This is a genomic window from Geofilum rhodophaeum, assembly GCF_002210225.1.
In the GTDB taxonomy this organism is placed as follows: Bacteria; Bacteroidota; Bacteroidia; order Bacteroidales; family Marinilabiliaceae; genus Geofilum; species Geofilum rhodophaeum.
In genome coordinates this window covers 24323-34008 of sequence record NZ_MWUJ01000024.1, presented here as the reverse complement: position 1 = coordinate 34008, position 9686 = coordinate 24323, and the positions used below count along the sequence as shown (strand labels likewise).

Below are 9686 nucleotides of genomic sequence, written 5' to 3'. Positions count from 1 at the left end.
GTAGAAGTAGAAGTAGAAGTAGAAGAAAAGGGGGGCGATAAATCGCCACTCTCCCCAAAAATAGATTTAGAGGTTCGAAAAAGGGAATTTGCAACAAAAGTTTATAACGAAGCTGTCAAAATTGGATACACCGACCAAAGCGAGCTTAAAAACTTCTTTGATTACTGGACAGAGCACGGCGCAAATGACAAAAAGATGCGATTCGAAAAAGAAAAAACGTTCGGGATAAATCGCAGGCTTTCCACATGGTTTAAAAATGCAGACAAATTTCAAAACAATGGAAAAAATAGGGGAAATAATAAAGAAGCAACAAGCCTCGACCAGCTTGCAGAAATCCTCAAGCATTCCTTTGAGGAAGACTGAATCCGGGTTTGAGTTGAGCGTTTACAGGGGAGAGTTAAGCCAAAAAGAGCTGGTGCGAAATGCGGCAAAAGTAAAAGCTGCGTTCCCGGCCCTGCCGCCAGAGTTCTTTCAGATATTGATTGAGCGGTTCAAGGCAAAGGGGTTCTGTGATACGAGAATGATTGATGCTGTGAACAATGTGATCGACAACTGCCCGTACCCCACCCCTACCCTTGCGAACTTTCTGAGCTATGACAAAAACGTCAAACTGTACACTTACCAGCAGTTCATTTCGCTGGTCACTGAGCATAAAGCAAGCTTTGAAACATACACAAAAGTAAAGCACAAAGAGGTTTTTCTGTATGTGAGCAAAGCGGACAAATTTCGGCATGGAATCCCGGATGAAATCTGAAAATCAAAATAAGGTGCTTTTAAGGGATTAAAATGGGGGTGTCGCAATAGAATACACTTGAACAGGGGGTTCGTGTCAAAATTCAATGGCTTAGCACGCAAAAACAGCTATTAGCACAACAGGGGCCGCCCCATCAATTGGAAATATTAAAACCATCTAACTATGAAAATCTTTTACATAGACCTGTTTTCAGGTGCCGGAGGGACGACAACAGGCATTCACCTTGCCGGCAATCCTAACATCCAAGTGGCCGCTTGCGTGAACCACGATGCAAAAGCCATTGAGAGTCACAAAGCGAATCATCCCGACTGTATTCATTTCGTTGAGGACGTTAGGGATATGAAGGTAATTCAGCACATCGCCGCCTTGGTGCGAACCCTTCGCAAAGACCACTCAGGCTGTATCATTGTGATTTGGGCCAGCTTGGAATGCACCAACTACTCAAAGGCTAAAGGAGGCCTGCCCAGGGATGCAGACAGCAGGACATTGGCATATTCGCTTTACGATTACATTGAGGCCGTCCAGCCTGATTACGTGAAAATCGAAAACGTGCGGGAATTTATGAGCTGGGGCCCGCTGGACGAAAATGGCCGGCCGATAAGCCGAAAAAATGGAGTTGATTATGTGCATTGGGTAAAGCGTATGTGCAGTTACGGTTATTCGTTTGACTGGAAAATACTCAACTCTGCTGATTTTGGAGCCTATACCAGCAGGGAGCGTTACTTTGCTCAGTTCGCAAAAAAGGGCCTGCCAATAGTGTGGCCAGAACCTACCCACGCCCGGAGGGTTGAGGCCGGTGGGATGTTTGCAAACAACCTTCGCCCCTGGAAGGCTGTGAAAGAGGTTTTGGATTTTGAGGACGAAGGAGAAAGTGTTTTTAAGCGTCGGAAGCCGTTGGTAGATGCCACTTTGGAGCGGATTTATGCCGGGCTGGTGAAGTTTGTGGCCAATGGTGAGGAAGGGTTCATCCAAAAGCATTTTTCAGGCCGCCCGGCTGGTAAAGTGGTCAGCTTTAAAGGCCCTACCGGAGCAATAACGACCAGCGCCAACCAATCAGTTGTGCGTGCTTCTTTCCTCACAAGCTATTACAGCAATTCCCAAGGCGCTCAAAGTATATTGGAGCCGTGCCCAACCGTTACAACAAAAGACCGCTTTTCCGTGGCTTCTGTTCGCTTTCTTGACAATCAGTACGGAACAGGCAGAGCCAGTTCGGTAGAGCAGCCAAACGGCACTTTAACAACTTCACCGAAGCAGAACCTTGTGACCGTTAAAGGCTGGTTGATGGATACTAACTTCAAAAACGTGGGGCGCTCACTGGATGAACCGGCGCCAACAATTTTAGCTTGTCGTAAACATCACTACCTGCTTAATCCGCAATACCAAAGCGCTGGAAGTTCGGTTGACAAGCCTTGCTTTACACTTATTGCCAGGATGGATAAGCGGCCCCCCTCACTGGTTGAGGTTCGGCAAGGCTTTTCAAATGTGGAGCATAGCAATTCCGACAGCCTTGTGATGCAAAAAATAAAGCAATTTATGCAGGCCCACGGCATAGCGGATATTAAAATGAGAATGCTGAAGGTTCCCGAGCTTCTTAAAATTCAAGGCTTCCCAGCTGACTACATTTTAAAGGGCACTCAAGCAGACCAAAAGAAGTTCATCGGGAATGCCGTTGTGCCCATTGTGGCCAGGGAGATAGCCCGGGCCAGCGCTGCGGCTTTGATTCAAGAGTTTAACCAAGTAACAGCATAAAATTAAAACTATGAAAGGAATATGTTTCAAAGAGCCGCTTTTTCACTCAACAATTCAGATGAGGAAAACGCAAACCCGGAGGATCGCGAATGCACAACCGGACGATATAGGCCCGCGGACCACCAACGTGTTGTTTGAGGACTGGCATGGCAAGGAGATAAGACCGAAGTATAAAGTAGATGAAATCGTATACCTAAAGGAGCCATATATTGACGATTTCAGCATGGATAAGATTTTTTACAAGTTTGAAAAATCAGACAAGACCTTTATTAACACTCAAATTCCAGACATTTCAAATCCTTGGAAAAACAAACTCTTCATGCCCCAGTCAGCCGCCCGTTATTTTATAAAAATTACTGATGTAAGATTTGAGCGCTTGCAGGAAATTACAGAAGAGGACTGCATAAAGGAGGGCATTGAAGGTTACACCCACGACAGCAGGTCTTTCATTTTTGGATGGGAGGGGAATATGATATACCAGTCTCACATCGAAGCCTACGCCGCACTTATCGACCAGATTAGCGGCAAAGGCACATGGGAAAGCAACCCTTTTGTTTTTGTGTATGATTATGAATTAATGCCTTTTTAACCACCCCAAAAACTAAAGACATGTATCAATTTGAAAAGCAATTCAGATTAGAAAATCCTCAAACGATAGGCGAGGAAGATTCTGTATTTGATTTAGAAAACTACAAGGATTGGCTAGAACAAAAACTAATTCAATCAGGCGTTGCATTGACAGAGCTGTCATTTCAAGTTAAACAATACGCCTCTGGCGATATTGGAACGATGGATTATTTCAGAGACGAATTAAAATTAGCTATCGAATCATTTGTGCCACTTGGGTAACAGTTATTTGATTTTTAACCACCCCAGTAAGGGGTAAAACAAAAAATAGAGATGAATCTTAAACTTTGGAATGTAGAATTTGAAGCTCTTTACCCTGTAGGGAGCTGCTTAATCATTCTCGCTTACAATAAAGACGAAGCTAAAAGGATCGCGAGCCAGGCAATAGCTCATACAAGTATTTTTATGGTAGAGGAAATTATGATGGATGGACCTAAGATTGTGATTTATCAGAGTGGAGACTATTAACCCACCCCCGCCTTCCACACAGGGAGGCGGGTAAAAACTAAAACGAAATGATGGAAACACTCAGATACGGTAAAGTAAAAGCGAGAAAAGCGCACGTTTGCAGTTTTTGCGGTTGCACGATTCCAGTCGGGGCGACGTACTGGCGTTCAGCGCACAAAGCCAATGGTGAGCTGTACGACTGGAAGAGCCATGAAAAATGCGCCGAGTTGGTGGATATGCTGAATATGGAAGGAGACGAAGGCGTAACGGGTGAGGATTTCTACGAATGCATAACCGATACTTTTGGAGAGATGTGGGATGAAATGGACCCCGAAATGGCAGAAAGCAAAGATTTTGTAATTCCTGAGTTCAGCAAGCAGAGGGATTTTGTTTATAACCACCTAAAAGCTAAGGAGGAAACAAAATGAATATAGGAAAATATAAATTAAACTTCAGCTTTGAAAATATGTGGAAGATAACGAATGGTGGATATTTCCCATTATTCATTCTTGTTTTTGGTTTTGGAAGGAATGGTAGCGGTTTTTACTTACTAAACTTCTATTTTGGATTATCTGTAACAGAAAAGGGGGCTGCAAAATGAAATCAAACACTCTAAAAATCAAAAATGGCACGCTCGAACTAAAGGCCGAGGGCTGGAATGACGTGCGAAAGATGCTTAAAAAGGTGCAATTCATCTGCAAATTGCATGATATGGAATGGGTAGATGTGGAGCATCGAGGGTTCACGATGATGGTCGAAAAAGACAATGACATTGAGCAGCTGGCCCAGGAATTTGAGGGATGGGAAAAAGGTAAAAAGGAGGACGAAAAATGAAAAAACTGATAACAATAATGTTGATATTGCTACCTATTGCGATATCAGCACAAGTATGGGAGAGTGAAGACCAGACCTCAACAGCCACCTGTTACGAGTACAGCAACAGGCTGGAGGTTTACAGAGCTCACGGAATACGGGGCTGGGATAAAGGCCCCTTGTTGTGGAGAAAAGAAGTCAAAGGTGCCTCTGTGATAGCAACGAGGACCACGGATGGGAATTGGTCCGTGGTGATTATAGAGAGGAAGGAGGTCTGCGATGAGTGAGAAACCTGCAAAACGCGCCTGCAAGTTATGCCCGACCGATATTTCAGATCGGGCCGTTAATGCTATCTACTGCATCCCTTGTGCCGAAAAGATGAACAAGCAGCATCAGAGAGATGCATACGAAAAGCGGGCAGCAGAGAGAGAATCAAACAAGGAATCGGAGCCGGAGGAAAGGAGGTGCCAAAGGTGTGACTGCGATATTTCACATCGCTCTGCAACGGCGAAATATTGCACTGGCTGCGCTTACGACGTTCAGCGGGAAGGTCAGCAAAGATGGAGGCAATCCGTAGCAAACAACCCTGAGCGGCTGGCAGAGATAGCAAGAAAGAAAGCCCGGATAGCCGCAATGAAAGAGAAGCCTGTTGAAAGGCATTGCGTTGACTGCGGATGTGACATATCTGAAAGACATCCAAAGGCCCTGCGGTGCATTTCCTGCGCTACCATCCACAACAAGGAGATGCAAAGGGAGTACAAGAGAATCTACTACAAGAAAGAAAAGGACGAAGGCACAGCCGGAACCAGAGAGGTCAAAAACAAGCCAAAGGCGGAGAATCAGCGAAAGCCACAAGAAGCGGCCCCTCGCGTTTGCTTAGATTGCGGCACAAGCATTGACGAGATGCACCACCGAGCGACAAGATGTACCCCTTGTAAAGTTGTTCACAAAAGGGAACAGGCGCGGGAAAAGATACGAAAAAAACGAAAGGACCGGCCCGGCCAGCCTATACGTGCGATTTCGCCTGTGGCCAGTGAGCTCGGGCACCTCTCAGGCGGATGCAGCAAGGAGCGGAAACAGAAACCACAACTACCCCCGCCCAACCTGTCAAAGGCTCAATACATCGTTAAGATTGGCAAAACCACATACTTCCCAAGGACGGAAAAGAGATACAAAGAGCTTCTTTCCGAGAAGCTGGAAAAAGAAAGGGCCTTGGTATGAGAGATACGATACTAAAAGTCGTAGAGCAGATTCAATCTCAAAAGAGAGAATCGAGACAGTTCCCTGAGCACGCAATGTATAGCGACGTACTCAGGGAACTTCGGTTAATGGCAGACAGTGAACTCAGTGCAATGGTTGAGGCCGGGACCTTAAAAAGAGTCCCTACCCTGAATAGTCACGCATACGAAGTAATAACCAAAAAACAAGCCGGCAATGAATTACAAAGTGATTTACCTGAAGCTTAAAGAGCGATACCCGGAGATCGCTAAAGAGCTAACTGCAAAGGAACGTCCGCTGGACGGCTACGAAATGCTTAAGGTGTTTACCTTATTTTGCAAGACAAAGGGCATAACCCACCTTAAAATTGACCACGACAAGGAATACACAAGGGATCTGTTTATCGCTGTATTTGTGAAGCTTTACGACCCCGATTATCTGGAATGCAAAAAACAGCTCAGGGCAGGGCTACGAGAAAAGGTCGCAATTCTATTGTCCCGGGAAGGTGTATTGTCTGGCATTTCGCAACTTGCTGTAAAAGTTAGAGATTACATGCAGGTAGATAAAGGCTTTCGCAGAGAAGCAGAATATATTTATCAAACTATCAAATTCGAGTTAGATGGAAAAGCAGAAAAAGAAGCAGGGTCCGAAGAGGTCGAAGCTGGAGAAGTCCGGTCTGACTCCTAAGCAGGAGCGCTTTTGCTATGAATATCTGGCCAACGGATTCAATGCAACCAAGGCGGCAATCATCGCCGGTTATAGTCCAAAGACAGCCGTTGCGATTGGAGCCGAAAACCTCAGGAAACCATATCTTAAGGCCCGTATTGAGGAAATGAAGGCTAATTTGGCCCAAACGGCGGGCATTTCGGCGTTGATGATAGTCAAGGAGCACATGAAGATTGCTTTAGCTTCACAGGGGCAGATACGGGACGGATGGATGAAGCTAAAAGACTTTGAAGAGTTGAGCGACGACGTTAAAGCTTGTATTCAGGAGGTGACTACCAAGGAGGTCAAAAAGCAAGTTAAGAAGGGACAGGCTCCGGAGGTGGAGGTTTACGTTCGGATAAAGATGTACGACAAGCAGAAGAGCATGGAGGCCCTTGCAAACATGCTTGGGTTTAACGCTCCCACCAAGCAAGAGCTGACCGGGGCAGACGGGGCTGATTTATTTATGCAACTCATTAAAAGCGCAAGCAAATGAACCAAAATAAAACAGCATTTAAAGCAATTATACGGGTATGTAAATCCCTTACAGTTAAGGATGAATACATGGGTTTTAATACCGTAGAAGTATTGAGGGAGCCGCTTATTTATGCAGAGAACAAAGCGGACGTAAAACTCCAGTTGCTTGAAAAATACCCTCAATTCTTTCAGAACGGCAAAGTTTACGAGAAGGAAACCAAAAACGACAAAGCCCAATTCTTTTATGTAGTCATATTCCCCCTTTATAATCATGAAATAGAATTGATTAACGAAGGCGAATGGGTGTGCGACCATTGTGGCCACGTCCATGAAAACAAATACCTGAGCCGACCGATTGAAAGCCGGAAATTTGAGGGTAAAATATTCTGTGGAGGTGATTACAAAACGGGAAATGACCTTGTAAATCATAGCTGTTATGAGTTGTGGAAAAAAGAGAAGTTTAAGCATGAGGAAATGCCAGACGATTTGAATTACATTAATAAAGATTCATCTCATTACATCTACAAATGCACTGAAAAATCAACGGGCAAATGTTACGTTGGAAAAACTCGAAACGCCCCGTTTTTTAGGTGGTGGAACCATTTAACACACAGTAGCAGCCCATTTGGATTATATCTACGCCAAACAAGCCTAAGCGATTGGATATTTGAAGTTTTGGAAGAATTGCCTCCTTCCACATCTGAGAGTGAAGTGTTTCGTATTGAGTCGGAATACATTGTAAAGTTTAATAGCATAAATAATGGGTTTAACTCTTTGATTAGTAATAAGAATGTTGTTCCTAAGGCGGTTGGAACATTGTTTGAATAGTTTAATACCTAAGTAAATGACCGCCCAAAACCTTAAATCAATAGCCGAATTTCACAGGGTAATTAAGAATTACCTTAAGATGAAAAGGCTTTTAAAACAACTTAAAACCAACTGAGATATGAAAAAGATACATAAATACCAGTTCCGCCACACGACCGTTCAAACGTTCCGTGATATCCCGTTTGATGCTAAAATACTAAGCATCCAGCCGCAAGGCGCTGAAATGTGCATGTGGGTAGAAGTTGACCCCGGCGAGAAAGTCGGCAAGATGCTGGCGATAATAACAGTTCTTACAGGCGAAAACGCCCCCGACAGCCGCAGGGCTGAATACATCACCACCTGCCAGCTTGGGGCGCTGGTGTTGCATTATTACAGATTGACGGTTTAACAACCAGACAGCAAAATGTTAAACAGGGTTGTTTTATTTCCCCTCGGGAAAATCAATATCAAAGCCGCAATAATCGGAGGTGTTAAATAGAGTGTTCAAACTATCATAATAAATGCAAGAAGTATTAAATAGCGAAGCGATAGACGCATTCAAGGCGTGGCAAACAGACTGGTGCAAGTTCGCCAAAGATGTGCTTAAGGTAGATTTGGACCCCGAGCAGCAAGCTATCCTTCGCGACGTTCAAAATCACCCCCGGGTGTCAGTATGCTCAGGTACGGCCCGGGGCAAAGATTTCATCGCTGCGGTCGCTTGCGTTTGCTTTATGTACCTAACCCCACGGTTTAACGAAGCCGGGGAGCTGATTGCAAACACCAAGATAGCAATGACGGCCCCAACGGACAGGCAGGTAGGTAACATCATGTTTCCGGAAGTTTCCAGATTGGTCAGGCGGGCAAAGGTGTTGCCCGGCAGGCTGGTTGGGTATGACATTAGAACAGATTGGGAAGAGTGGTTTCTCACCGGATTCAAGGCCTCAAAGGACAACCATGAGGCTTGGTCTGGGTTTCACGCGGCAAACACGATGTTTGTCGTTACGGAAGCTTCGGGTATTGACCAGTCAATCTTTGATGCGATAGAAGGTAACCTTCAGGGCAATTCCAGACTGCTAATTGTATTCAACCCGAACATCACAACAGGGTACGCAGCGCAAAGCCAAAAGCAGGCCCGATGGAAGAAACACCGTTTGGACTCCCTTTCATCCCCCAACGTTGTCAATAAGCAAGAAGTTATCCCCGGTCAAGTAGATTATCAGTGGGTAAAAGACAAAGTGGATAGCTGGTGTACACCAATCAGCGAAGCTAACTTCACAAAGGGCGAAGGTGATTTTGAATTTGAGGGCCGTTTTTACCGTCCAAATGACTTATTCCGGGTAAAGGTCCGTGGAATGTTCCCGAAGGTCTCAGAGGACACTCTTATCCCCTTGCATTGGATTGAAGCAGCACAAGAGAATTGGCGCAACGCAAAGCCCCGCGACCCAAACACCCCGCTTCGAATTGGTCAGGACGTTGCAGGCATGGGGCGGGACAATTCAATAGCCTGTTTCCGGTACAATAATTACGTTGATAAGTTCGAGATTGTGGGTCAGGCAGGGCAGGCTGACCACATGCTGGTTGCCGGCTATCTCACCCACCTACTCAGGTACCCTAAAAACAAAGCATTCATTGACACGATAGGCGAAGGGGCCGGGGTGTATTCCCGCCTTGTAGAGTTGGGATATAAAAACGCCTTTTCGGCAAAGTTCAGCGAAGGGGCCACAGACCTAACCGACGTTACCGGGGTGTATAGGTTCGCAAATATGCGGGCGTATTGTTATTGGGCATTGCGCGACTGGCTGAATCCTGTCAACGGGAATAATCCTTGCCTCCCTCCCTGCGATGAGCTAACCGAAGAGCTCACGGAAATAAAGTGGAAATTCAGGTCGGACGGTTCTGTAATTATTGAAGCAAAGGAGGACATCAAAAAGAGGCTTAAGCGCTCAACAGACTACTCTGATGCTCTGGCCGAAACATTCTACCCGCACGACACCATCGTTCAGGAACAGGACCTTTCAGGCGTTTTCTTTTAATATCTCAAGGCTGGCTCTTTATGGGCTGGCCTTTTTTGTTCGCACAGTTGCCAAAT

The 9686-nt window shown here is 45.4% G+C and carries 16 protein-coding genes; all 16 read left to right on the top strand.

Going from position 1 to position 9686, the window contains the following annotated elements; genetic code table 11:
- Nucleotides 1-363: hypothetical protein (locus B4W65_RS17345; protein ID WP_205741298.1), on the top strand; the 363-nt coding region annotated here is incomplete at its 5' end.
- On the top strand, nucleotides 278-754 hold the full coding sequence (locus tag B4W65_RS15225; protein ID WP_158522867.1) for a hypothetical protein: 477 nt from the start codon (nucleotides 278-280) through the stop codon (nucleotides 752-754). The genes B4W65_RS17345 and B4W65_RS15225, both read left to right, overlap by 86 nt.
- Before the next feature lie 162 nt (nucleotides 755-916).
- Nucleotides 917-2503 carry a DNA cytosine methyltransferase gene (locus B4W65_RS15220; protein WP_088656033.1) on the top strand — a complete coding sequence of 529 codons (1587 nt, stop codon included), beginning with the start codon at nucleotides 917-919 and terminating at the stop codon, nucleotides 2501-2503.
- A 10-nt stretch (nucleotides 2504-2513) separates the two neighbouring features.
- Complete coding sequence (locus B4W65_RS15215) at nucleotides 2514-3092, top strand: hypothetical protein (RefSeq protein WP_146697810.1); 579 nt, start codon at nucleotides 2514-2516, stop codon at nucleotides 3090-3092.
- A 20-nt stretch (nucleotides 3093-3112) separates the two neighbouring features.
- Nucleotides 3113-3352 (top strand): hypothetical protein, encoded by a 240-nt coding sequence (locus B4W65_RS15210; RefSeq protein WP_088656031.1) that lies wholly within the window; start codon nucleotides 3113-3115, stop codon nucleotides 3350-3352.
- A gap of 51 nt (nucleotides 3353-3403) precedes the next feature.
- Nucleotides 3404-3598: a hypothetical protein gene (locus B4W65_RS15205; RefSeq protein WP_088656030.1), complete on the top strand. Its 195-nt coding sequence runs from the start codon at nucleotides 3404-3406 to the stop codon at nucleotides 3596-3598.
- Between the two features lie 47 nt (nucleotides 3599-3645).
- Entirely contained in the window at nucleotides 3646-4005 is a 360-nt protein-coding gene (locus B4W65_RS15200) for a hypothetical protein (protein ID WP_088656029.1), read from the top strand.
- Nucleotides 4002-4178, top strand: coding sequence for a hypothetical protein (locus B4W65_RS17340; protein WP_158522866.1), 177 nt, complete (start codon nucleotides 4002-4004; stop codon nucleotides 4176-4178). Before B4W65_RS15200 ends, B4W65_RS17340 begins: the two co-directional genes overlap by 4 nt.
- Nucleotides 4175-4411 carry a hypothetical protein gene (locus tag B4W65_RS15195; protein WP_088656028.1) on the top strand — a complete coding sequence of 79 codons (237 nt, stop codon included), beginning with the start codon at nucleotides 4175-4177 and terminating at the stop codon, nucleotides 4409-4411. Before B4W65_RS17340 ends, B4W65_RS15195 begins: the two co-directional genes overlap by 4 nt.
- Complete coding sequence (locus tag B4W65_RS15190; protein ID WP_088656027.1) at nucleotides 4408-4677, top strand: hypothetical protein; 270 nt, start codon at nucleotides 4408-4410, stop codon at nucleotides 4675-4677. Before B4W65_RS15195 ends, B4W65_RS15190 begins: the two co-directional genes overlap by 4 nt.
- Nucleotides 4670-5611 (top strand): hypothetical protein, encoded by a 942-nt coding sequence (locus tag B4W65_RS15185; RefSeq protein WP_088656026.1) that lies wholly within the window; start codon nucleotides 4670-4672, stop codon nucleotides 5609-5611. Before B4W65_RS15190 ends, B4W65_RS15185 begins: the two co-directional genes overlap by 8 nt.
- Before the next feature lie 213 nt (nucleotides 5612-5824).
- Complete coding sequence (locus B4W65_RS15175) at nucleotides 5825-6295, top strand: hypothetical protein (protein ID WP_088656024.1); 471 nt, start codon at nucleotides 5825-5827, stop codon at nucleotides 6293-6295.
- Nucleotides 6228-6809, top strand: coding sequence for a terminase small subunit (locus B4W65_RS15170; RefSeq protein ID WP_088656023.1), 582 nt, complete (start codon nucleotides 6228-6230; stop codon nucleotides 6807-6809). The genes B4W65_RS15175 and B4W65_RS15170 overlap by 68 nt, the downstream gene beginning before the upstream one ends.
- Nucleotides 6806-7618: a GIY-YIG nuclease family protein gene (locus B4W65_RS15165; RefSeq protein WP_088656022.1), complete on the top strand. Its 813-nt coding sequence runs from the start codon at nucleotides 6806-6808 to the stop codon at nucleotides 7616-7618. Before B4W65_RS15170 ends, B4W65_RS15165 begins: the two co-directional genes overlap by 4 nt.
- 118 nt (nucleotides 7619-7736) lie before the next feature.
- Entirely contained in the window at nucleotides 7737-8006 is a 270-nt protein-coding gene (locus tag B4W65_RS15160; protein ID WP_088656021.1) for a DUF7352 domain-containing protein, read from the top strand.
- A 112-nt stretch (nucleotides 8007-8118) separates the two neighbouring features.
- Nucleotides 8119-9630, top strand: coding sequence for a hypothetical protein (locus B4W65_RS15155; protein ID WP_088656020.1), 1512 nt, complete (start codon nucleotides 8119-8121; stop codon nucleotides 9628-9630).
- Nucleotides 9631-9686: the final 56 nt, after the last annotated feature.

What these genes read in the sequence shown, in the direction of transcription:
- B4W65_RS17340 (WP_158522866.1), top strand. Translation starts at nt 4,002, where the DNA reads ATGAATATAGGAAAATATAAATTAAACTTCAGCTTTGAAAATATGTGG.
- B4W65_RS15170 (WP_088656023.1), top strand. Translation starts at nt 6,228, where the DNA reads ATGGAAAAGCAGAAAAAGAAGCAGGGTCCGAAGAGGTCGAAGCTGGAG.
- B4W65_RS15215 (WP_146697810.1), top strand. Translation starts at nt 2,514, where the DNA reads ATGAAAGGAATATGTTTCAAAGAGCCGCTTTTTCACTCAACAATTCAG.
- B4W65_RS15175 (WP_088656024.1), top strand. Translation starts at nt 5,825, where the DNA reads ATGAATTACAAAGTGATTTACCTGAAGCTTAAAGAGCGATACCCGGAG.
- B4W65_RS15200 (WP_088656029.1), top strand. Translation starts at nt 3,646, where the DNA reads ATGATGGAAACACTCAGATACGGTAAAGTAAAAGCGAGAAAAGCGCAC.
- B4W65_RS15155 (WP_088656020.1), top strand. Translation starts at nt 8,119, where the DNA reads ATGCAAGAAGTATTAAATAGCGAAGCGATAGACGCATTCAAGGCGTGG.
- B4W65_RS15210 (WP_088656031.1), top strand. Translation starts at nt 3,113, where the DNA reads ATGTATCAATTTGAAAAGCAATTCAGATTAGAAAATCCTCAAACGATA.
- B4W65_RS15185 (WP_088656026.1), top strand. Translation starts at nt 4,670, where the DNA reads ATGAGTGAGAAACCTGCAAAACGCGCCTGCAAGTTATGCCCGACCGAT.
- B4W65_RS15205 (WP_088656030.1), top strand. Translation starts at nt 3,404, where the DNA reads ATGAATCTTAAACTTTGGAATGTAGAATTTGAAGCTCTTTACCCTGTA.
- B4W65_RS15225 (WP_158522867.1), top strand. Translation starts at nt 278, where the DNA reads ATGGAAAAAATAGGGGAAATAATAAAGAAGCAACAAGCCTCGACCAGC.
- B4W65_RS15195 (WP_088656028.1), top strand. Translation starts at nt 4,175, where the DNA reads ATGAAATCAAACACTCTAAAAATCAAAAATGGCACGCTCGAACTAAAG.
- B4W65_RS15160 (WP_088656021.1), top strand. Translation starts at nt 7,737, where the DNA reads ATGAAAAAGATACATAAATACCAGTTCCGCCACACGACCGTTCAAACG.
- B4W65_RS15190 (WP_088656027.1), top strand. Translation starts at nt 4,408, where the DNA reads ATGAAAAAACTGATAACAATAATGTTGATATTGCTACCTATTGCGATA.
- B4W65_RS15220 (WP_088656033.1), top strand. Translation starts at nt 917, where the DNA reads ATGAAAATCTTTTACATAGACCTGTTTTCAGGTGCCGGAGGGACGACA.
- B4W65_RS15165 (WP_088656022.1), top strand. Translation starts at nt 6,806, where the DNA reads ATGAACCAAAATAAAACAGCATTTAAAGCAATTATACGGGTATGTAAA.